At 53.7% G+C, this 21887-nt stretch carries 20 protein-coding genes and 1 tRNA gene; 16 read left to right on the top strand and 5 right to left on the bottom strand.

Features of this window, described 5'->3' with window-relative positions:
- Positions 1-229: aminotransferase class I/II-fold pyridoxal phosphate-dependent enzyme (locus HOJ95_03695; GenBank protein MBT6393785.1), on the top strand; the 229-nt coding region annotated here is incomplete at its 5' end.
- A 74-nt stretch (positions 230-303) separates the two neighbouring features.
- Here HOJ95_03695 and HOJ95_03700 read toward each other — a convergent pair.
- The 4 genes from HOJ95_03700 to HOJ95_03715 all read right to left on the bottom strand — a co-directional run bounded on the left by HOJ95_03700 (position 304) and on the right by HOJ95_03715 (position 2617).
- The gene (locus tag HOJ95_03700) at positions 304-654 is read right to left on the bottom strand and encodes a phosphomannose isomerase type II C-terminal cupin domain (GenBank protein MBT6393786.1); all 351 of its coding nucleotides are present in this window, start codon (positions 652-654) and stop codon (positions 304-306) included.
- Between the two features lie 4 nt (positions 655-658).
- Positions 659-1312: a cobalt transporter gene (locus tag HOJ95_03705; GenBank protein ID MBT6393787.1), complete on the bottom strand. Its 654-nt coding sequence runs from the start codon at positions 1310-1312 to the stop codon at positions 659-661.
- Between the two features lie 11 nt (positions 1313-1323).
- Positions 1324-1521, bottom strand: a complete 198-nt coding sequence (locus HOJ95_03710; protein ID MBT6393788.1) for a CbtB-domain containing protein — start codon at positions 1519-1521, stop codon at positions 1324-1326.
- 316 nt (positions 1522-1837) lie between these two features.
- On the bottom strand, positions 1838-2617 hold the full coding sequence (locus HOJ95_03715; GenBank protein MBT6393789.1) for a cyclase family protein: 780 nt from the start codon (positions 2615-2617) through the stop codon (positions 1838-1840).
- Between the two features lie 449 nt (positions 2618-3066).
- Here HOJ95_03715 and HOJ95_03720 point away from each other — a divergent pair, with 449 nt between their 5' ends.
- The 15 genes from HOJ95_03720 (at position 3067) to HOJ95_03790 (ending at position 21442) form a co-directional block, all read left to right on the top strand.
- On the top strand, positions 3067-4368 hold the full coding sequence (locus HOJ95_03720; GenBank protein MBT6393790.1) for a hypothetical protein: 1302 nt from the start codon (positions 3067-3069) through the stop codon (positions 4366-4368).
- 196 nt (positions 4369-4564) lie between these two features.
- Positions 4565-6238, top strand: a complete 1674-nt coding sequence (locus HOJ95_03725) for an AMP-binding protein (protein MBT6393791.1) — start codon at positions 4565-4567, stop codon at positions 6236-6238.
- Positions 6239-6331: 93 nt separating this feature from the next.
- Positions 6332-7537 (top strand): amidohydrolase, encoded by a 1206-nt coding sequence (locus tag HOJ95_03730; GenBank protein ID MBT6393792.1) that lies wholly within the window; start codon positions 6332-6334, stop codon positions 7535-7537.
- Entirely contained in the window at positions 7534-8277 is a 744-nt protein-coding gene (locus tag HOJ95_03735; GenBank protein ID MBT6393793.1) for a gamma-glutamylcyclotransferase, read from the top strand. Before HOJ95_03730 ends, HOJ95_03735 begins: the two co-directional genes overlap by 4 nt.
- 1 nt (position 8278) lies before the next feature.
- The gene (locus HOJ95_03740; GenBank protein ID MBT6393794.1) at positions 8279-9148 is read left to right on the top strand and encodes a DMT family transporter; all 870 of its coding nucleotides are present in this window, start codon (positions 8279-8281) and stop codon (positions 9146-9148) included.
- Positions 9149-9251: 103 nt separating this feature from the next.
- Positions 9252-9329 (top strand) — tRNA-Glu (locus HOJ95_03745).
- A gap of 323 nt (positions 9330-9652) precedes the next feature.
- On the top strand, positions 9653-10564 hold the full coding sequence (locus HOJ95_03750; protein ID MBT6393795.1) for a hypothetical protein: 912 nt from the start codon (positions 9653-9655) through the stop codon (positions 10562-10564).
- 348 nt (positions 10565-10912) lie between these two features.
- Positions 10913-11899, top strand: a complete 987-nt coding sequence (locus HOJ95_03755; protein MBT6393796.1) for an ABC transporter permease — start codon at positions 10913-10915, stop codon at positions 11897-11899.
- A gap of 168 nt (positions 11900-12067) precedes the next feature.
- Positions 12068-12964, top strand: a complete 897-nt coding sequence (locus HOJ95_03760; GenBank protein ID MBT6393797.1) for a DMT family transporter — start codon at positions 12068-12070, stop codon at positions 12962-12964.
- 324 nt (positions 12965-13288) lie between these two features.
- Positions 13289-14410, top strand: a complete 1122-nt coding sequence (locus HOJ95_03765) for a hybrid sensor histidine kinase/response regulator (protein MBT6393798.1) — start codon at positions 13289-13291, stop codon at positions 14408-14410.
- A gap of 324 nt (positions 14411-14734) precedes the next feature.
- The gene (locus HOJ95_03770; GenBank protein MBT6393799.1) at positions 14735-15496 is read left to right on the top strand and encodes an SDR family oxidoreductase; all 762 of its coding nucleotides are present in this window, start codon (positions 14735-14737) and stop codon (positions 15494-15496) included.
- 8 nt (positions 15497-15504) lie between these two features.
- Positions 15505-16578, top strand: coding sequence for an alcohol dehydrogenase catalytic domain-containing protein (locus tag HOJ95_03775; GenBank protein ID MBT6393800.1), 1074 nt, complete (start codon positions 15505-15507; stop codon positions 16576-16578).
- Between the two features lie 115 nt (positions 16579-16693).
- Complete coding sequence (locus HOJ95_03780; GenBank protein MBT6393801.1) at positions 16694-18760, top strand: hydantoinase/oxoprolinase family protein; 2067 nt, start codon at positions 16694-16696, stop codon at positions 18758-18760.
- Positions 18761-18886: 126 nt separating this feature from the next.
- Positions 18887-20650, top strand: coding sequence for a hydantoinase B/oxoprolinase family protein (locus tag HOJ95_03785; protein ID MBT6393802.1), 1764 nt, complete (start codon positions 18887-18889; stop codon positions 20648-20650).
- 39 nt (positions 20651-20689) lie between these two features.
- Positions 20690-21442, top strand: coding sequence for an SDR family oxidoreductase (locus HOJ95_03790; GenBank protein MBT6393803.1), 753 nt, complete (start codon positions 20690-20692; stop codon positions 21440-21442).
- Between the two features lie 83 nt (positions 21443-21525).
- On the opposite strand, the gene HOJ95_03795 is transcribed toward HOJ95_03790, so the two are convergent.
- Positions 21526-21887: permease (locus HOJ95_03795; GenBank protein MBT6393804.1), on the bottom strand; the 362-nt coding region annotated here is incomplete at its 5' end.

The raw sequence follows: 21887 nt of genomic DNA on the forward strand, positions 1-21887 counted from the left end.
CGGGGCTTTTTATGCTTTCCCCAATATTAAAAACTTTGGCGAGAGTTCTGAGGAAGTGGCCGAGTATTTGTTGAATGAGCATGCCATTGCGACCATCGCGGGAAGCGTCTTCGGGGCGGCGGGTGAGGGCTATATCCGCCTCGCGTATTCTTGCTCTAAAGAGGATTGCGAGCGTGGCGTAGAGCGGCTGGCGGGAGCACTTGAGGCGAAGATGAAGGCCGGTGCTTAAGTTTTAAACGGATATCAAAAATGCCCCGTGGTTTTCGCCGCGGGGCATTTTTTTGTGCTGAAATTTGTGGAGATTCACGCCCTTCCGTAGTCGTCTTCCTTGCGCTCGATGTCGTCCTCGCCGAAGTAGCTGCCACGCTGAACCTCGATGAAAACAAATGGCGTTGTGCCCTCGTTCCTAACACGGTGCCAACAACCCTGTGGAAGGTCCACGGCGCTGCCTGGGGTGAGGTGGATGTCCTCGTCGTCGCGCGTGATGACGCCCTCGCCCGAGACGGCGAACCAGTGCTCGGAGCGGTGGGCGTGGCGCTGGAGCGAGAGGCGCGCGCCGGGCTCGACGGTGATGCGCTTTACCTTGTGGTCGGGCTCGTCGGCGAGAACGGTGTAGTGGCCCCAGGGGCGATGGTCGGTTTCTCCGGCGGGCATGGCGTTAGACCTCCTCTAAGCGGGTGAAGAAGTAGCCCGAGAGTCCGCCCAGGGCGAGCCAGAAAATGCCCGATGCGGCGAGGGCGGCGAGGGCGAACTGATGCCCGAGCGCCTCGGGGGCGAGGCCGCCGGGGTTGGCGGGCCGGGGCGCGCCGATGAGGTGGGGAAGGGTGATGAGAACCGCGCCGAGAGCCTTCCATTTCCAGTCCCGGGCGAAAGCGGCGAGCGCGAGGCCGCCCGCTGTCAGGGCCACGGTCATCACCCACCAGATCTGCCGGGCCGGAACGGGGGCGGCGTAGGTGCCCGGAATCTCGGGGGGAAGGCCCAGCGCGGGTGCCAGGCTGAAGGCGGCGTAGCCGCCGATGCCCCAGAGGAGGCCGCGGCGGAAATTCGCGCCGCCGTGAAGCGAGATCGCTGCGGTGAGGAGGAGCGCGAAGCCGATTGCGGCGACGACATTGGCGATGGCCGACAGGGCCACCCGCACCATTCCGCCGTAAGCGGTCTCTACTGGTTCATGGGTTTTGCCGGGCGAGGCGGCGGTCTCGTAGGTTTCCGCCTCGTGGATGATCGGGTAGATGCGAACCGTCTGGATCGCGGAGAGCAGTAGCCCTCCGAGGAGGCCCGAGAGCGCCGCCGTGAAGATGATACGCCGGAGCATGGTCCCCTCCGCTAGTGGCAAGGGAAGCCGAGCGCGTGGCGCGAGTCGTGCGCGGCGTCGTGAATGATCGAGGGCATCCGGGACTGGGCAAAGCCCGCGCTGAAGATCAGCACGGCGCCCAGCAGCCCGGCCGCGAGCGCCGGGGCGATACGGTGAGCCACATCCTCGGTCAGAACAAAGCGTTTCAGGGTGGAAATCGTATGCGTCATCGTAAAAGCTCCTGGGTACGGGGGGTTCATTTCCAGAGAATATATCTCAAACCTAACATAAATAAGCTAGCAAGAAAACGTTTTTTTGGATGCCTGCATCACGAGGTCTCAGGGCCCTCGCTCCCGGCGGGGCGGGTAAGGCGGAGAGTGCGGATGAAACTGGTAAATATCTCTTTAATAGCCACTTATGGCGGCGGGATGAAAGACATGAAAAAAACTGATCCCGCGCAGGTAAGAATTGCTCTTAAACGAGCAACCCCCGCGGGCTTGGCTGGCCCGCGGGGGTTGTTTTTTTCTGATTCGGAAAAGGCCGGGCCTACTCCTCGATGATCGCCGCGGCGCGAATCCAGCCGCCGCTGCAGCGCTCGAGCTTGATCGGGAGCATCGAGACGGTGAACCCGAATTCGGGAATCTTGTCTAGGTTCGTGAGCTTCTCGGCGTGAATGTATTCCTTGCTGCGGCCATAGAAGTGGCTGCCGAAAAAGTCCTTGGAGTTTCCCTCGAGGCGAAGCTTGACCATCTTGCTTGTCGGGATGTCGAAGCCCCAGGCGTCGATGCCCATCACCTTGATGCCCAGCTCCTCGCACAGATAGGCCGTCGCATCGACGCTCACGCCGGGGTGGGTCTGCTCGAAGTCGGGCGTGTAGAGGTATTTCGTGGTGTGGTCAGTGCGAATCAGCACGATGTCCATCGGCTTGATCTTGTAGCCCTTGCCCTCCAGGGCCGCGACCTTGGCCTTCACCTCGTCGACGGTGATGTTGTGGCCCCGCTCGGCGTCGTGGAAATCGAGCACCACGCCGTCGCCGAAGCACCACTCGAGCGGCACGAGGTCGATGGTCTTGGACGGCTTGCCCTCGCACTCGGGCCCGTAGTGGTAGGGCGAGTCGAGGTGGGTGCCGCTGTGGGTGGCGATCGAGGAGATGTCCTCTGTGGCGCAATGCATATGGTCGGGAAAATAGCTGGTGTCGGGAAATTTATAGGCTTTCGTGCGCGAGCGGCCGAGCTCGGTGTGGTTGACGTACCGAATTACGGTCGGGTTGTTCTCCATCGGAGCGTTCTGGAGCGGGATGCTGAGGTCCACGATTTTACGAGCCATCTTTTTCATCTCCTTCAATTAATAGCTGGTAGCGGTTGAGCCACCATATATCGGAAGTGGTGCGATTCATCGGGTTTCGGCGCTGGATTACAAATTCCTGACACCGGAGAAGAGGCCCTTAGCTAACATGGCCCCTGGGGAGTGTCAATCTGGCGGGAGCGCGCTCTTTTTGCTCCCTATTTTAAAAGCAAAATAAGCGAATTTACATGTATGAAATTGAAATGAAATAAATTTGAAATAATCCACAACTAATATTCCCGCTAAAGAGCATTCTAGAGAAGTGAATCTATATTTAAAAGAACCGAGTTTAAAAAGAATGGAAGATATGGGTGTAACACTTCACCTCAAAATTAATATTTCTGTGGACTTTCAGTGAAATTTTGATTAAAAGAAAGTAAAAGTTATCTAAAAATATATTTTTGTTAATCAAAAAATGGAGATAAGTCATTATGATACAAATATTTAAAAAGATAAAGCTGCTGGCGTTATCACTTTTGCTCGCCGGGGGGGTGATTTTCAGCCCCTCGCCCGCCCGCGCGCAGAGCGTCGAGTCGCTTCAAAAACAACTCAAGGCGCTCCAGGAGGCCCTTGACGCCGTGAAGGGGCAGCTCGACAAGGTCCAGGCCGAGCAAAAGGCCCAGAAAACCAAGATGGCCAGGCAAGAGGCCGAGGTTGCGCCTCTTAAAAAGGTGGTCGAGGGTCTCTCTAAAATTTCCATTTCTGGTGGTGCTACGGGAATCGTCCAGGGCACCTGGGGTGTGCCGGAAAAGACCGAGGGAGGTGACGATACGTTCTCGGGCGGCTCCTTTGATCTGGTTTTCGAGTATGAGCCGATGAAGGACTGGAAAGTCGTCATCGATCTTGAAGGCATCGGCGGCAACGGGCCGGACAATATCACCACCCTCCACGGCGTGAACGGCGATCTGGGCACGACGAATGACACGGTGACGATTCTTGAGGCCTATCTGGAGGGAGTGCTCTGGAACGAGAGGCTCACCCTGACGGCGGGTAAAATTGACGCGACAAACTATATCGACGGGAACGCCTACGCCGGAGATGAGACGACCCAGTTCCTGAGCGGGAGCTTGGTGAACAACGGTGTACTTACTGCACCGGACAACGGGCCAGGTGTCCGGCTTGGCATCAGCCTTATTCCTGATTTGATTTATCTAGAGGCGGTTGGGATGAGCCAGGACCCGGACGGCGATTCGAATACCACGAACCGCACTTTCGAGCATGTCTATGGTGCGCTGGAGATGGGTTTTACGCCCAAGTTCCTGGGCCGCCCGGGCGCCTATCGTTTTTGGGGCACCCTCGATGGCAATGGTAAGCGGCGCAGGAGTCGCTTTGGCGTGACGGAGGATTACACTGCGATGGGTGCGGGCATCAGTTTTGATCAGGAAGTGTCCGACGGCGTGGGCCTGTTTTTTCGCCTCGGCTACCGGGACACCCACAACACGGCCTACACCACGCGCACTTCCTGGAGCCTGGGGACCCAGTTAACCGTAGGCAACATCATCAAAGAGCGGCCCAACGACATTATTGGACTCGCATATAGTCAAATATCGCCTACGGATCGCGATTTCGGTAAGAACTCGACCGAGGAGCAGTTTGTCGAGGCCTACTACAATTGGTATTTAACCGATAATTTCCAGATCAGCGGAATCTTACAGTATATCGACGGTCGCAACGGTAGTAAGACTCTCGACGACGTGACGCTGTTTGGCGCGCGTGTACAGGCTAATTTTTAAAAGCAGCTGTTCTTTTCTCTTTGTAGTCCGGGGCCGGTTCCGTATCTGTGGAACTGGACCTGTTTTTTGTCTGAAATCATATGCGCAAAACAAAATTCACATGATTTCGGATGTGAAATTCAAGGCTATTTTCTATTATTTCCAAGATAAATTTACGGGCTGGTAATTTTGAAATAAACTCCCCTAAGATACCTGCATGGAAACCTTAATTCAGCTTATTGATTGTGCTGCCCGCGAGTTTCCGGACACCGTTGCTCTTGAGGGGGATGTCGAGGGGGCGGGGCGCATTAGTCTGACGAGGACGGCTCTTGTTCGCCGGGCGGCTGCATTGGCTGGCAGACTCGTCGCCGCAGGTGTGGGGCCAGACGATCCTGTAGCGCTTCTGTCGCCGAACCGGCCCGAGTGGGCGATAGGGTATTTCGCCACGCTTTTGGCTGGTGGGGTGCTCATTCCACTTGATGTGAATCTGAGAACAGGCGAGCTTTCAAATATTCTTGGGCGCTCGGGGGCTGTTGTACTTTTGACGGATGGCACAAAGCTTGAGGACGCGCGCGATCTGGCGATGGCTCTTTCCGCTCCAATTCAATTATTTAGGATTGACGAGCCCGTGGAGGCGGATATACATCCACTCGCTAATTGGCCGGGGGCCAAAAGGAGTGCTGGCGATTTGGCGGTGATCTCTTTTTCCTCGGGTACGACCGGCGCCCCCAAAGGGGTGATGCTCACCCATGGAAACATCGCCTCGAATGCCCGTGCTACAGCCGCGCCGTTTCCCTGTGGAGAGCAAGATGTTTTCCTCTCTGTTCTCCCTCTCCATCATATGCTTGAAAGCACGGCTGGCCTTCTCGTCCCGCTTATCAAGGGTGCGAGGGTTTATTATCTCGCTTCGTTAAATCCTCGAGTGATGAACGAGGCGATGGCGCGAGAGAAGATCTCGATCTGCCTGATGGTCCCAGCACTGGCGCGTTTGATGCACCGGCGCATCATGACTGCAGCCACCGAGGCTGGGGGCCTTAAAACTATCGTTTTTAAAGCGCTTTTTGCGCTTTCCCGGGCGATGCTTGCGATCGGGTTAAGATTGGGTAGCACCTTTTTCCCTCAGGTGCGTGAGCGGGTGGCCCCGAGCCTAAGGTATTTCGTGAGCGGCGGCGCGGCGCTCGACCCGGTCATAGCCCGCGATTTGCTCGCGCTTGGCATTGAGGTCATTCAAGGCTACGGATTGACCGAGACCTCGCCCGTTACCCACGCGAACCGGCCCGGCAAGGGTAATCGAATAGGCACGGTGGGGCCGCCAATTGATGGTGTCGAGGTGAAGATTGCTCCCGCCCCCGGAACCGCTGTTGGAGAAGGCGAGATTCTGATTAAAGGGCCAAACGTCATGAAGGGTTATTTCGGAAACCCCGAGTTGACCGAGGAGATTTTGCAGGATGGCTGGTTCCATACGGGGGATATCGGCCGCGTGGGACGGGGTGGCTACCTCACCATCTGTGGGCGCTCGAAGAACGTGATTGTCACCGAGTCGGGCAAGAATATCTATCCCGAGGAGGTTGAGGCGGAACTGGCTAGGAGCCTGATGTTCAGCTCGACCTGCGTCATTGGAAGGAAATCCCCGCGTGGCGGCGAGGATGTTTTTGCCGTTGTCGTGCTTGATACGGATGCCGAGATTGCGGGCACTGAGGCTGATCGAGAAGATGTTGTGTGGGCCGAACTCACTCGCCTCTCATCAGAGCTTGCGGACTACAAACGCGTTTCTGATTTCGTCATCTGGCCTGGCGAGGAGATGCCCCGGACGACAACCCTTAAAATCAAGCGCGAGGATGTAAAGGCTGTGCTTTGTGAAATGCCGCAATACAGTTACAAGGATTTTTGATGTTTCCCAGGACAAATAGTGTTATCTCCGCGCAAACGGTTATAATGGGAAATAATTGATTTATTTATATATGACTATCAAACGGGAGGCTTCATGACGCATCCAGTAAGAGTTGCGGCGGAAAAAATTCATCCCTGGCTCATCGAAACCCGAAGAAAGATTCACATGAATCCGGAGATGGCCTTCGAGGAACACGAGACCTCGCGCCTTGTCGCCGAATCTATGGCCGAATGGGGTCTCGATGTGAAACCGGGCATTGCACAGACCGGTGTGGCGGGCCTGCTCGATACCGGGCGCCCCGGCCCCACTATCGGGATACGGGCCGACATGGATGCGCTTCCGGTTCAAGAAGAAAACGAAGTTCCATATAAGAGTAAAATCGATGGGAAAATGCACGCTTGTGGCCACGATGGGCACACGACAATGCTCCTGGGGGTGGCCCGCGTATTGGCAGAGAATCCGGCGCTACTCGACGGTGTGGGTGGTCGGGTTAAGTTCATCTTCCAGCCTGCCGAGGAGGGCCGGGCGGGTGGCCGCATGATGGTCGAGGAAGGGATTCTGGAGGATCCGAGAGTTGATCTTGTCCTGGCTGCGCACGTTTACCCCGAGATGCCGCTCGGGACGATAGGCACCCACGTTGGCCCGACAATGGGCTCGGGCGATAAATTTTTTATTACCCTGCGTGGCCTGAGTTCGCACGCGGCCTATCCGCAGAACTCGCGCGATCCGATTCTTGCGGCAGGTCATGTCATTACCGCACTACAGAGCGTTGTTAGCCGGAACGTCAATCCTTTCGATTCGGCGGTTGTATCCGTCACTCAGATGGAGGCGGGCGTTGCGATCAACATCGTTCCTGAGGAGGTCCAGCTTAGAGGCACAATTCGCACCATTACGCCTGAGGCGCGTGAGTTGGTCAAGGCCAGGGTGAGGGAGGTTGCCGTAGGAGTCGCCTCGGGCTTCGGGGTCGAGGCCGAAGTGGAAATTCAGGCGGGCTACCCCTCGCTCTCGAATCACGCTGGTGCGACGGCGCTAGTCGAAAAAGCCGGAGGGGAGATACTCGGCCCCGAAAACGTCCTGCCTGCGCCCTTGAGCCTGGGCTCGGAGGATTTTGCCTACATAGCCCAGCTTCGCCCGGCGGCCATGTTCCGTCTAGGGATTCGCAACGAGGAGCGCGGGATCGTCAACGGCCTTCATAATAATCACTTTGATCTGGATGAAGACGTGTTGCCGATGGGCGTGTCGATATTTGTTCAGGCCGTTCGGGAGTTTCTGGCTGACGCCGAAAGCTTCACGAGTTGACAGAAATTCAGGGCGAGGAGCGGCTCAAGGTAGTTGCCTGGGCGCTAAGCTATCCTTTCGAGCGCCCCTTGGGCTCCTATGTCTTTGACGGCACCGATGATATACCTCTAACTGCGTATTTAAGTGGTCACAAAATTTCTTATTCAGAGTTGATCTCCGGGCGCGAGCCGGTTCTTGCAGTTGGATCGAACGCCTCTCCCTCTCAGCTCAGAAGAAAATTCGATAGCTACGGCCTCTCCGGGGAGATTCCCGTTATCAAGGCGGTGCTCTCGGGCTTCGATACCGTTTATTCGGCGCATATTGCTGGCTACGGCTCGATTCCGGCGACGCTTGTGTCTTCACCAGGAACCGAGGTGGAGCTGTTCGTGACTTTTTTAAATGAAGGTCAGCTTTACGCCATGGACATCTCGGAGGGTGCGGCTAGAGAAAACGGAAACTATGAACGTATCCGTTTGGGGGGTGTTCGCCTTGTGCTGGATTCGGGCGAGGTGCTTGATGAGGCCTTCTCATATCAATCTAGAAAAGGGGCGCTGGTTTTAGACGGCCAGAGCGTGGCGCTAGTTGCCATAATCGCAACGGGCCGGAAATTTCCTGCGATGACGCAAATGCGGATTCAAGAAATAGTTCGCGATAAATTCGCTCCCGGCGAACGGCTCGATGATTTTATATGGGAGAACATCGGGGAAAACGGAAAAGCCAAGCGTGATAAATGGAATAGCTGGCTGAAAGAGGGGATCTAAATTGGTAATTGATGTAGCGGTGCTCTTCGCTTTGGGGGCGGCATTTTCCTATGCCGTTGCCGATATGGGGATGCGATATGGGCTTCAACACACAACACCGTTTGTCGGATCTGCCATTGGGCGAACCTTTTCGGTCACTACGCTCGCTGCATTGGTTCTTCTCTCCGGTGCGACGTTTCCGGCCTGGGGCGCTCATTATCTTTGGGTGGTCGTGGCCGGGGTGCTCAATCCAGGTTTGTTCGCCATTTGCTTCATGTTCGGGATAATGAAAATTGGCGTTTCGCGGGCCGCACCCATTAAGGGCTCCTCGCCGATCATTGCCTCTTTTTTGGCCATAATTTTTCTCGACGAGCGACCTGCTCTGTTACAACTTGGAGGTGTTTTTCTCGTCGTCTGTGGGATAGGTCTGATCTCATCGGGTAAAACCGAGGGTAAATGGCGGCGCATCGATGCACTCTGGCCCCTGGCGGCTGCCGGGTTCGCCGGGGTGGGGGCGATTTTCTGGCGCAAGGGCATTCCGGCATTTCCCCAGCCCCTTGCGGGCGCGTTGATAGGAATGACTGCAGCTTTTTTCACGGTGGCGATTTATGTCTTTTTCTTCAAACGAGAGCAAATTATTGGCAGCGTGAAGTCCGCTTGGCGCCCTTTTTTGTTAGGAGGTGTCGCGGGGGCACTCGGTAATTTTTTCTATGCGAGTGCCCTACAAAAGGGGGAAGTATTTCGGATGATATCGCTCATTCAAATATCCCCTCTCCTAACAGTTCTTTTCGCTCTGGCTCTTCTACGAAAGACGGAGGCGATTACGTGGCGAGTGCCCGCCGGAGCGGTTCTCACCGTGGGCGGGGCGATTTTAGTCAATATGCGCCTTTAGCGAGGGGCGGAGGTGGACGCTCCCCCCAAAAAAAGGTATAGGAACGTGGTTCCGGGCTCCTGGCCCGTAGTGACGGCTGATATCGCTTAGTTGGCAAATGTGAGACCCCATCGTCCAGCCTGGCCCAGGACGCCGGCCTTTCAAGCCGGTAACGCGGGTTCGAATCCCGCTGGGGTCACCATTTGTTCCGCATCAAGCAGCATATAAAACTTTTTTAGGATATATGGACTACAGTCGTTAAATGAAATTTGTGCTCTGCATAATTTGGGTCCCACCTGAATTGAAAAGCTTGATGAGACCTGACTGATTCAATTTCTCATTGGCTGAATAAAGAAAAAACTCTTTTAGTTTGAATTATTAATTTTTCATTAGTGGCTTTAGCGATTTTGGAAAACGTAAATAATGACCTCATAATCGCTTATGAGGAGTGTGCATGAAAAGATATGTCGTGTAGTTCTTTTCCATCTAGCAGTTCCATAAACATCAATTTTAAGGGGAGTAATTATGGGGAGTGATGCAGCAGAAGTCAGGTCCAATATGAAACTCAACAATCTTCTTGACGGGGCGATTGACGTTCACATCCATTCTGGGCCGGACAGTGTTGAGCGCTGGGGTGACACCATCGACATCGCTCGCCTGGCCATTGAGATGGGCATGCGCGGTGTTGTGTTTAAGGATCATTTTCGACCGACCACGCACAAGGCGCTCCTGACAAGCAAGGCTGTCCCCGGACTTGAGATTTTCAGCCTCCATGCCTGTAATCATCCTTGCGGCGGTCTGAGCTACCGTTGTGTGATGATGTCGATAGGAGAGGGTGCCAAAGTCATCCAGATGCCAACGCTGGACTCGGTGCATCAGCACGCCAGGGAAACGCAGGGCCATTTGTTCACCCATTTCTTGTTTGGGACCGAGGTTGAGCCCATCAGCCTTTATAATCCGGGCACTCAAGATTTTACGGACGATCTTCAAAAGATTCTCGATGCTGTAAAGAAGTACGATCTGGTGCTATCTAACGGACATATTTCTCCCGTAGAAACCATCGACCTGTTCGAGAAAGCGATTGCCATGGGCATCAAGCCAGAGCGCTGCATGGTGGAGCACCCGAACAGCGATCCCGCCTACAAGATGGATCACATGAAAGCTATCGCGGCTTTGGGCGCCTACCTCAACATTTCCTACAATGCGATCAATCCCATGTTCGCTGGTCGCCATCCAAAAGAAGGTGCCGATATCGTTAAAGAAGTCGGCGCCAAACAATGCACCATCATCACCGATGGCGGCCAACACACTAGCCCTGGTCCAGCCGAGGGGATGCGCGTTTTCTGCAACATGTTCATGCAGCTAGGAGTTTCAAGAGATGAAATCGATCTGATGATTAAGACCAACCCGGCTAAAATACTTGGCTTGGATAGTTAAACTGAAAAACAGTTCCAGTATTTGAAACGGGGGAGCAGACAACTATTGTGTCCGCTCCCCCGTTTTTTGTGTCATTTAGAGTAAGTGCCGATTTTCGTAGATGCCCGGACTCGTTTTGGCAATGAAAAACAGGATTATGAGAAGTGAATTTGTACAAAATATCGATGGAAGTTGTCGGCCTCAATTGTTGTGGTTCTCATTTGCAAGAAAGGCTGTCGATTGCCTGTCATGATTATGCCTTTTCCTGGATTTCACCCAATTGTTGTTCTTGATGCCCTCAAGTGATAAATTAGTGTTATCAGTTTTGCTTTAGAGACTCTGGTTTTACTCTTGGGAAATATTTAATCTATGGAAGAACCAAAATCAGAGCTTCCCCCATTAAATTTAGATGAACCAAATGTCATTCCACCTGAATCTTTATGGGTGAGGATGAGGCCGTTTTATCCATTTTTGCTGGCGCTAATGGCTTGGCAGACCATTTCTTTTTACATGCAGACCTTCACGGATAATAAGTTGTCCCCCGTGATGTTCCCTTACCTCGGCGACATAGTGTTCCGGGCATGGGAGTTGGTCACAGGTCCGCTGATGAGAGCGCTGAATGTTCCAGAGAGCACTGGCTTTGGAGAGCAAATTTATGCTTTGTTTTTTAAAAATTCATTAGGCTTATCCGAGAATATGAAATTTCTTTCTCGCAGCCCCATTCTATTACATACCCTCTCCACGGCATGGCGACTTCCATTCTCTTTTTGTATTGCCGCATTCTTTGGGGTTTCCGTCGGGATCTTAATGGGGAGATATGCTTTCTGGGAGGGTTTTTTCGTTCCCCTCTTATCGGTGTTGCTCCCTATTCCAGCTCTTGCTTGGTCTCCCGTCGCTGTTATCTGGTTTGGAAATGGCCAGCAGACGGTTATCCTGATCACGGCATTTGCCTCGTTCCTGCCCATTTGTATCGCTGTGTGGACTGGCGTCAAAACAATTAATCCTGTCTGGGTTCGTGCGGCGCAATCTATGAATGCAGATAAGATGACCATTTTCCGCACGGTGGTGCTTCCCGGTTCTTTGCCTATGATTTTGAGTGGTTTGCGCATTGGCCTAGCTAGGGCATGGCGTGCGGGCGTGGGCGCAGAAGCTTTGGCTGGGATCAGGTGGGGTCTTTCGGCTGGCATATTCGATACCTCGGAATACTTCGACACGGCCTTTATGGTAGTGGCTATCGCGGTGCTTGGAATTTTTGGTTATTTTCTTGAAAAAGTTTTTTTTCAGCCAATCGAAAATCGAACCCTTGTTAAATGGGGTATGATGGAGAAGATAGGCGGGCAAGGCAAAAAAGTTTAAGGGTAGCTGAATAGTGGGTAAAAACCTGAGGCACTCTTTCTTATCTAAAAATTCTGATTAATGCAGCTCTTTATTCCCTTAAATGTATCCGGGTGTTTTATGTGATTTAATGTTGCCCGGCTTTTAGCGGTCGTCACCTAAATCGTGGCTATGGCTTTTGGATTGTTGATGGATTGGATTCGTTTCGTAGGGCTCGGGGAGTTGATGGCCATCAGCTCCGCTCTCATTTTCGCTTTAGGCCAAGGGTGTATTCGCCAGGGTATGCGAACAGCCTCCCCTTTCTTATCCGCGCTAATTATCAACGTGATGGTCAGTCTGGGGGGGATCGCCGTTTCCCTTTATCGGGGTACTCTTCAAGATGCCACTCTTATCCCGCTCCTGTGGTTTGTTGCCATGGGTATCGCCGGCCCCGGTATAGGTCGAATCTCCCACCTCATTGGCATAACGAAAATGGGGCTGAATCGCTCGGTAACCATCTCATCTGCGACACCCATTTGGGCGACACTCATTGCCATCGTCGTCCTCGGTGAAACGCCGGGCCTCTCGGTGCTCATCGGTACGGTGTTCATCGTGAGCGGGGTGTGGCTGCTAAGTATTCGGGAGGATGAATCTCAATCGTTTAGAGCTTGGTTCCGAGGAGCTCTGATCTTCCCCCTTATTGCTTCGGTGGCCTACGCCGTGGCACCTATATTCGTCAAGCTTGCCTTCGCATACCAAAAAACGCCGGGTGTTGCTTTGGCTGTGGGATTTGCGGCGGGAAATGTGCTGCTCATCGCTGGCAAGCCCCTTCTTCCTAAATGGAAAGTCGAACAGCCCCTCCGTCGGGACGTCTTGTGGCTCATCACCGCCGGAGGCATCAACATCATGACCGCTTTCCTCTTGACCACTGCCTTCGTACTTGCCCCCATTTCCACCACTTTGCCCCTTAGCCGCACCGCTCCTATCTGGGTGCTTCTCGTCAGTTACCTTTTTCTGGGGCAGCTTGAGCGGATTACGTGGCGCACTGTTGTGGCCGCAGTCATGGTCGTAATGGGCGGAGTTCTCATCACCGCTTTCAGGACATGAGGGTGTGTGTATGGAGAATTGTAACCTGAAGTATTTTAGAAAATTAAAATTTGGGTAATAGTTTAGGCACAACGCAAAATCAAATCTGGTAGTCATATTCCCAATATGGAATTATCAATCATTTACTCCTGTATTTCATTTGTATTTAAACGAAATAGTTAGATGGTTTAATAATATTCTTCTTGCCTTCAGGTGGTATGATTCTTATTAGCATAGACAATGCTTCAAAGGGTTTCGGTGGTTTTGAATTTTTTTGCGAGTTTTTTTATTTGTCATTTCGGGGCGGTTTTTCAAAATGCCGTATTCAATATGGAGAGTAATTTAGTGTCCGAGGGCATGAGTAAAATTTTGATTGTTGATGACATGAGGACGAATATTAATATTCTCAAGTCTGTTCTCGGTTCGGGACACGAGATATATACGGCTTCAACCGGCTCCGAGGCGCTCTGGTCTGCCGAGGTGGAGCAGCCCGACCTTATTCTTCTTGATGTGGACATGCCCGATATGGATGGCTACGAGGTTTGTGAAATGCTTAAATCTCATCCGGGTACCCGGGACATTCCCGTTATTTTTGTTACTGGTATGGACAAAGAGGAAGACGAGGAGAAAGGACTCAAATGCGGGGCCATAGATTACCTCACTAAACCCATCAATCCTTTTGTCGTGTTATCCCGTGTCAAGAACCATCTTGAACTCAAGATGGCGAGGGATTCGATGAAAGAGTTGTCTGACATGAAGGACAAGCTGTTCTCGATAATCGCACATGATCTTAGAAGTCCATTTACAACACTCATCGGCCTGACTGAGATGATGGTGAATCTGGGCGATGCCATAACGCCAGAGCAGTCAAGCGATTTTATATCCAGGATAAACGATTCAGCGAAGCGGACTTTTGCGCTCCTGGAAAATCTTCTGGAGTGGGCCCGACTTCAGATGGATCAGGTGAAATTCGAGCCCAAGGAATTGCGCCTTAAGGAAGTTGCCCAAAAAACGGTGGATTTATTGAGCCCTGTTGCGCAAGGAAAGGGATTGGTTATTGAAAATCTGGTTCCCGAAGGGCTCACCGCCTACGCCGATGAAAACATGCTCGACATCGTTATCCGAAACTTGACGAACAATGCCATAAAATTTTCGAATGAAGGCGGAAAAATTACCATAGGCGGCCATTTGGGTGGAAAGCTTGGGAGCATCGAGGCTAACCTTACCGTTTCGGACTTGGGTGTCGGTATGACGCCGGAGCAAATGGGAAAAATCTTTGGATTGTCAAAGGAAAATACGACACTCGGAACCAAAGGCGAGAAAGGAACCGGACTCGGCCTTTTGATGTGCAAGGAACTTGTTGAGAAAAATAGAGGGAAAATCAAAGTTGAGAGCGAGATTGAAAGAGGCTCAACATTTTCGGTAGCGCTTCAACAGTCTTCCGGTAGTGATGCCCGCGCATCATAGTTGCGCCAGATATTATTCGAGATCAAAGATATGTATTTTCCTCTAGCGCTTTAATCGGCTCTCTGTTATTTGTTCAGCCGCGCTTAATGCCTGTCCGTATTCAACTAAAAAACTATCCTCGGAAAATAATTTCATGGGGCGAGTGATTTGGTTTTAGGTCTCCTTCAGTTTGGTGCGCTACCTTGCTTGAGCACTTCGGGTAAGGCTTTACGCTTCTCGGTTTATCCAGTAAGAAGATTGATGTCTTCAATTTTTGAGTAGCTGTTCCGTCAAGAATTGGGCGCTTGTTTGAGGCGTCTAGCTCTTTTTTGATCGAGGTTTGAAATGGATGCGAATCGATTCAAGGGTCAAAGCGCGTTTGTCACTGGCTCCGCGACGGGGATCGGTGAGGCGTGTGCTCGAAAACTAGCGGCTGGTGGCGCGGCTGTTGCTATATGTGACTTTAATGAGGAGGGTGGTCGACGCGTCGCCGAGGACATCGGAAACTCGGGTGGGCAGGCCGTTTATATCAAGGCGGACCTGACCGACTGGGAGCAAACGCAGGCCGCGGTCGTGGGATTCAAGGACCGCCACGGTCGGCTCGACATCCTTGTTCATAGCGCAGGTGGATTTCCTAAGTACGTGAGTCTTCTCGATTGCCCTGTCGATGCTTGGGACGCCGTAGTGAACTCGAACCTTAAATCCATGTTTTATCTTCTTAAAGTAGCTGCGCCCCTCATGATCGAGGGTGGCTATGGCCGCTTTGTTTCGCTTTCGAGCATGGCCGCGCGAAGCGGGGTGAATCCCAATCCGCCGCATTATACGGCGGCCAAAGCTGGGGTGCTCGGCCTCACGCGTCAGGCGGCGAGTGAGCTTGGTCCCCACGGCATTACCGTCAACGCAGTCGCTCCCGCGAACGTCCTCACTCCGCGTACGAGGAGCATCCGCAGCCAAGAGCGCATTGCACACATCGAGAAGACCACGCCCGTGGGCAGGCTCTCTGAGCCCGATGAAATTGCCGAGGCGGTTCTTTTTCTGTGCAGCCCCGAGGCGAGCTACGTCACAGGTGTCACTCTTGACGCCAACGGCGGCGCAACGATGGTATAGGAGCTCCCATGTCAAGCGGAAAACTTCCCGACACAATGGCGGCGGTGGTGCTTGAGGCGCCAAACCGCATCAAGTACGAAGATCGCCCCGTTCCCGATACGGGGCCCGGCGAGGTTTTGGTGCGGGTGCGTGCCTGCGCCCTGTGTGGAACAGACATCCACGCCTGGCGCGGGTTGTTTGCCGGGGTGCGGTTGCCCGTGGTGCTTGGCCACGAGTTCGCGGGCGAAGTCGTGGCGCTGGGTGAGGGCGTATCGGGCATGTCGATTGGCCATCGCTGTTGTGTGGAGAATTTGATCGTTTGCGGCGAGTGTGAATTCTGTAGCACAGAGAGACCTAATCTTTGCACTTCGCTCGAATCAATTGGCAATACCCTTGACGGCGCCTATGCCGAATATGTCTCTGTCCCGGCGGCGTGTGTTGTTCCAATGCCAGATGAGGTGTCCTTTACTATAGGCTCAGTCATGCAAACCCTTGCGACGGCTTATCATGCAGTTCGGGATGTTGGTGGTGTCCAGAAGGGCGAGCGCGTGGCTATTCAAGGGGCGGGTCCCATCGGCCTATGTGCCCTCGCGGTTGCCAAGGCTGAGGGGGCTTTCGTTGCCATCTCGGATACGGTTGAATATCGGCTGGAGGCAGCGCGAAAGATGGGTGCGGATGCTGTTGTGAATCCAATGGAAGCGGATTTCATGACGCGCCTGGACGAGCTAACAGGTGGCTCGGGCTTCGACAAGGTGATTGAGGCCGTTGGCGGCACCCAGGAAATAACGCTCGCCGAGGCCTGCCGCATCGTGAAGCGGAATGGTACAGTTGTTGTGATGGGTGTTTTTGCCGGGGACAAAATACCGATTCCTGCCGAGGACGTCCGGCGGCTTGAGATTGTTATTAAGGGCGCGCGCGGACGCTATGCAGGGCAATTTGCCGAGTGCCTTGAGCTTGTCGCCTCCGGGAGAATTGATATAGGACCCATGCTGACCCACAGGATTTCGCTCGATAGGGCAATCGAGGGGCTTGAAATGATGGAAGATAAACTCGATGGTGCGATCAAGGTAGTTCTGGAGCCGAATGGTCCCTCGGACAGTTAAGTCCGTTTCTCTCATTCGAATTGACGTAATTTATAAGATATAATCGCGCCATCCGAATATATAAGTGTGGCACATGTGGACGTGCGCGAAGATCAATTGAGATGAGGAGCGATCAATGCGGTTTGCAGTGGACACCGGGGGCACTTTCACCGATCTGGTGATGGAGGACGACAAGGGTGTGCTCCATATGTTCAAGGCAGCGACGACGCCGGATGATCCCGTACAAGGGATTCTGGATGTTGTTTCCGCCGCCGCCGAGAGTTTTTCCTTATCCATACAAGAGCTTCTTTCGCGGGGCGACCTTTTCATTCACGGTACCACGCATGCCATTAACGCCATTATCACCGGCAACACCGCCCGCACCGCATTTCTCACGACTAAGGGCCATCCTGATGTCCTCGTTTTAAGAGAAGGTGGACGCATTGAGCCGTTTAATTTTCTTGCTCCCTTCCCGAAGCCCTACATCCCGAGGGCGTTAACCTTCGAGGTGCCTGAGCGCATCGCGTCTGATGGAAAAGTGGTCCAGCCGCTTGATAAGGCGGAAACGCTATCGATAATCGAATCTCTTAAAAAGCTCGAAGTCGAATCAGTCGGCGTGTGTCTCCTGTGGTCAACAGTGAACTCGGCGCACGAGAATTGCATCGCAGAGCTTTTAGAAAAACACCTGCCGGGCGTGCCCTACACCCTCTCGCACATACTCAATCCAATTCTCCGCGAATACCGCCGGGCGTCTTCGGCTTGTATCGACGCATCTCTAAAACCCTTAATGAACCGCTACCTTGGAGGGCTATCGGATCGATTGTCCAGGGCCGGATTCTCTGGGCGGCTTCTAATGCTTACCTCGCAAGGGGGCGTGATGGATGTGCGCGATCTAATCGATGCTCCGATCCACGCAATTGGCTCGGGCCCTTCGATGGCGCCCATTGCTGGCCGCCATTTTGCCCAGGCAGATGCCAAAACTAAAACTGCCATCGTGGCGGACACCGGTGGTACGACCTACGACGTCAGCCTTGTCCGCCGGGGAACGATACCGATGACGCCCGAGACCTGGATCGGCCAACGCTACAGAGGCCATATTGTCGGGTTCCCTTCGGTGGATGTGAAAAGCATTGGCGCCGGAGGTGGAAGTCTCGCCTGGGTGGACGACGGGGGGCTACTTCACGTCGGACCCGAGAGCGCGGGAGCTGTGCCAGGTCCTGCCTGTTACGGGCGAGGCGGCGAGCGACCCACCGTGACAGATGCCTCTCTCATTCTCGGGCATATAGATCCAGCCTATTTCCTGGGGGGTGCGATGAAACTTGACGCCGCTCGTGCAGAGAGTGCAGTTCGCGCCGATGTGGCGAAGCCGTTGGACTTGAGTCTTCAGGAAGCTGCGGCTGCAATCCTTCGGCTTGCTACTGAAAACATGGTGGGTGCCATTGAGGAGATTACTATCGACCAAGGGATTGATCCCCGGAGCGCGGTTCTTGTCGGTGGTGGTGGGGCGGCGGGTCTCAATTCAGTGGCTATCGCTAGGCGGCTTGGATGCGATCAGGTGGTAATTCCCGAGGTTGGCGCAGCGCTTTCAGCCGCAGGCGCCTTGATGAGCGATCTGCATGCCGATTTTCGGGCCCTTCATTATTCATCTTCGGTTGATTTTGATTTCGATGGCGTGAACGCAACTCTGGGCGGGCTAGTCACAAAATGTAAGGAATTCATCAAAGGGCCCGGCAAGGGGGCGATTGAGCATTCGATTGAAATTTTCGCCGAAGCCCGCTACCGACATCAGATTTGGGAGATCGATCTCCCCATCATTTTAAAGCGATTCAAATCTATGAAAGAGGTCGCGAGGGTACGTGAGGACTTCGACGAGGCGCACGATGAAATTTTTGCGGTTCGCGATCCGGGCTCGGACGTTGAATTCGTCGGCTGGCGTGCTATCGCGCGTTGCAAGTTAAGAGAGGGGAAGTTCGGGAAGCTTGGTCATGAGAAAAAATTTGAGGCAAAGCTTCCTGCTAGACGAAAAGCGTTTTTCGGAAAGAAGGGCTCTGTGAACACACGGGTTGTTCTTTTTGAAAGCATGAAGCTGGGTGCTTCCATCAAAGGCCCCGCCATTATCGAGTCGCCGTTCACGACGGTTGTCATCGAGCCTAATTCTACGGCGAGGCGGACGAGAAGCGGAAGTTTAGTGATAGAGGTTTAGGCGAAGTCACAAAAAAAGATTTGTGAAGGGGTGCTAGTCATGGCAAGAGCGAAAGCGAAGCCCAGAACAAAAATGAAGAAATCTGTGAAGAAAAAGTCGGTCTCCAGCGCCTCTAAGAGAGTGGATATGGACCCGGTTACGTTGGCCGTTTTGAGCAAGCGTTTTGAATCCATCACAACAAAGATGGCCAACACCCTTTTGCGGACAGGACGATCGGGAGTGCTCAATCTGGCCAAGGATTTTTCGACGAGCATCGTAACCCGGGACTGTGAACTGTTGACTGGTGCCGAGACGCTGCCGATTCACGTTTTGAGTGGTGCGGACATCATGGCGCGGGCAATGATGGATCTTCATCCTGAACTCAAACGCGGTGATGCTTTTTTGCATAACTCACCATATCATGGCGGCTCGCACCCTGCCGACCATACGATTCTAATTCCCGTCATCGACAAAAAAGGAGTGCACCACTTCACCGTGTGGGTTAAGGCGCATCAGGCCGACTGCGGAAATGGTCAGCCGACGACTTATATGGGTCATGCGCGGGACGTTTACGAGGAGGGCGCGCTGATATTTCCGGCTGTGAAGGTTCAGCAGGATTATGAGGACATTGAGGATGTTATTCGAATGTGCCAGATGCGCATCAGGGTGCCGGTGCAATGGCGGGGGGATTATCTGGCCATGATAGGCGCGGCGCGAATCGGCGAGCGCGAGGTACTGGCGATGGCCGAAGAATACGGCTGGGAGGCACTGCATACCTTTTCAGAAGAATGGTTCGACTACAGTGAGAAGGTCATGATCGCCGCTATCAAAAAGATGCCGAGCGGTACCGCCTCGGCGACGAGCACCCACGATCCTGTTCCCGGCACTCCGGATGGAGGAATTCCGATTAAGGTGGGGGTTAGTATCGACAGCAAAAAGGCCCGAATTGAGGTGGATCTTCGCGATAACCCGGACACTATGCCTTGCGGCCTGAACTTGAGCGAGGGATGCGCCCGAACGGGGGCGATGATTGCTGTGTTCAACAGCATCGAGGAGCCGGTGCCTACGAATGCGGGTAGTTTCAGGCGACTCAAGGTGCATATTCGAGACGGTTGTATCGCGGGCGGAGGCAAACACCCAACTAGTATGTCGGTGGCGACGACGAATCTCGCCGACAGGGTGACGAACCCCGTGCAGCGAGCGTTCTCGAAAATAAAGGACGGACTCGGACTCGCCGAGTGTGGCCCGATTTTCCCCGCCTCGTTGGGGGTCATCTCGGGTGTCGATCCCCGGAACGGGGATGAGCCGTTTGTGAACCAGATTTTTCTGCTCGATACGGGCGGGGCGGCGGCGGCGAAGACCGATGCCTGGTTGACGATATGTCACGCGGGAAACTCTGGCATGTGTTTTATCGACAGCGTTGAACTTGATGAACTTCATTTTCCGTTTTTAGTGAATGAGAGAAAACTCGTTGCGGATACCGAAGGCGCTGGGCGTACGATTGGCGCGCCGTCGGGCTATTGCGAGTACGGCCCGGTGGGCGGTGGCGATCTGGAAGTTGTCTATGTGGCGGACGGTGCGATCAACAATGCCAAAGGAACGCGAGGCGGTCACGATGGTGCGCGGATCAGAAACTACCATCGCACGATTGATGGCGATCTGGTCGAACTGCCAGCCTGTGAGGATATTATCCTCAAGCCGGGGGAGAAGATTGTTTCTTATTCATCGGGCGGCGGGGGTTACGGCCCGCCAATTGAACGGCCCGCCGAACAGGTGAAATATGACGTAGACGAGGGTTGGATATCTAATGAGCGCGCCTTCGAAGTGTATGGCGTAGTGATCGGGGAGGATGGCGCCGTCGATGAGGCGAGGACCGGAAAGAGGAGAGCCTCGCTTGCCGAGAGTGTATGAATACAACTTTTTGGGATGCTGAAACAGGAGGAGCGTAGCATGAGACTAAAGGATAAGGTTGCCATCGTTACGGGCGGCTCGTTGGGGATTGGAAAGGCGATTAGCTTGGCTTACGGGCGCGAGGGGGCCAAGGTCGCCGTGGTGAACCGGACAAAAGAGAGCGGCGCGGCGGTGGTGAAAGAAATTGAGGGTGCAGGCGGTGTGGCCCAGGCATTTCCATGCGATGTTTCAAAAAAGGCTGAAGTCGATGCGATGGTCAGCGGCGTGGCCCAGGCCTTCGGGACGGTGGATATCCTGATGGGTAACGCTGGAGTCATGATCAACAAGCCGGCTGAGGAATATACCGAAGATGAATGGGACACCGTTATCGACATCAACTTGAAGGGAAATTTTCTGCTTTCCCAGGCGGTGATTCCTATCATGAAGAAAAAAAAGTACGGCAAAATTGTTTTCACGGCTTCAATCGCGGGAACGCATGCCTTTCCCAATGCGCTGCCCTACTGCGCGAGCAAGGGGGGGGTCGTGATGATCACCAAGGCGCTGGCTGCCGAGATTGCCAAAGAAGGGATTAACGTCAACTGTATCTCTCCAGGCAACACTGCCACCCCCCTCAATCAGCATCTTCAGGACGATCCAGAATTCGTGAAGCTAATGGCGAGTTTTACGCCAACGGGTCGCGCCTATATCACGGTCGAGGAGATGGCCGGGGCCGCCGTGTTTCTGGCCTCGGATGAGGCGAGCGCCGTCCACGGGTTGGACATGATTGTCGATGATGGTTGGTGTGTAATGTAGGGAGCAGGATCGAGATATCCCCCCTTTAGATTAAAAAAGCTACATCGCCGCCGGTAGATGTTCAGGATGGCTTGGGGCGGCGATTAGACCATGAGGAACTGAAAGAGATAGCCCGCCGCGAGCGAGCCTATGATGCCAACACTCAGGTAGTAGAAGAAAAGCGGCTTTTTCACCATCATCCAGACTGTCATCATGCAGGGAATCGTCGTGATTGGTCCGGCAACGAGGAAAGCCATTGCAGCTCCTGGCGACATGCCACTGGAGACTAGTCCCTGGGTGATGGGTATCGATGCCACGCCCGAGGTATAGAGCGGAATCCCGATGGCCGTTGCAAGGGGGATGGCGAAGGGTTGATTGCCACCAAGGGCCACGCTAATCCACGATGGGTCGACATAGTGGACGATAATCGCCTCGATGATGAATGCAACAGTGAGCCATTTTCCCA

The sequence above is a fragment of the Nitrospinaceae bacterium genome (assembly GCA_018669005.1).
Classification (GTDB): Bacteria; UBA8248; UBA8248; order UBA8248; family UBA8248; genus UBA8248.

Coding starts and splice junctions, on each gene's coding strand:
- HOJ95_03770 (MBT6393799.1), top strand. CDS start 14,735: ATGGATGCGAATCGATTCAAGGGTCAAAGCGCGTTTGTCACTGGCTCC.
- HOJ95_03715 (MBT6393789.1), bottom strand. CDS start 2,617: ATGGCTCGTAAAATCGTGGACCTCAGCATCCCGCTCCAGAACGCTCCG.
- HOJ95_03760 (MBT6393797.1), top strand. CDS start 12,068: ATGGATTGGATTCGTTTCGTAGGGCTCGGGGAGTTGATGGCCATCAGC.
- HOJ95_03710 (MBT6393788.1), bottom strand. CDS start 1,521: ATGACGCATACGATTTCCACCCTGAAACGCTTTGTTCTGACCGAGGAT.
- HOJ95_03755 (MBT6393796.1), top strand. CDS start 10,913: ATGGAAGAACCAAAATCAGAGCTTCCCCCATTAAATTTAGATGAACCA.
- HOJ95_03785 (MBT6393802.1), top strand. CDS start 18,887: ATGGACCCGGTTACGTTGGCCGTTTTGAGCAAGCGTTTTGAATCCATC.
- HOJ95_03780 (MBT6393801.1), top strand. CDS start 16,694: ATGCGGTTTGCAGTGGACACCGGGGGCACTTTCACCGATCTGGTGATG.
- HOJ95_03700 (MBT6393786.1), bottom strand. CDS start 654: ATGCCCGCCGGAGAAACCGACCATCGCCCCTGGGGCCACTACACCGTT.
- HOJ95_03720 (MBT6393790.1), top strand. CDS start 3,067: ATGATACAAATATTTAAAAAGATAAAGCTGCTGGCGTTATCACTTTTG.
- HOJ95_03775 (MBT6393800.1), top strand. CDS start 15,505: ATGTCAAGCGGAAAACTTCCCGACACAATGGCGGCGGTGGTGCTTGAG.
- HOJ95_03730 (MBT6393792.1), top strand. CDS start 6,332: ATGACGCATCCAGTAAGAGTTGCGGCGGAAAAAATTCATCCCTGGCTC.
- HOJ95_03790 (MBT6393803.1), top strand. CDS start 20,690: ATGAGACTAAAGGATAAGGTTGCCATCGTTACGGGCGGCTCGTTGGGG.
- HOJ95_03705 (MBT6393787.1), bottom strand. CDS start 1,312: ATGCTCCGGCGTATCATCTTCACGGCGGCGCTCTCGGGCCTCCTCGGA.
- HOJ95_03725 (MBT6393791.1), top strand. CDS start 4,565: ATGGAAACCTTAATTCAGCTTATTGATTGTGCTGCCCGCGAGTTTCCG.
- HOJ95_03750 (MBT6393795.1), top strand. CDS start 9,653: ATGGGGAGTGATGCAGCAGAAGTCAGGTCCAATATGAAACTCAACAAT.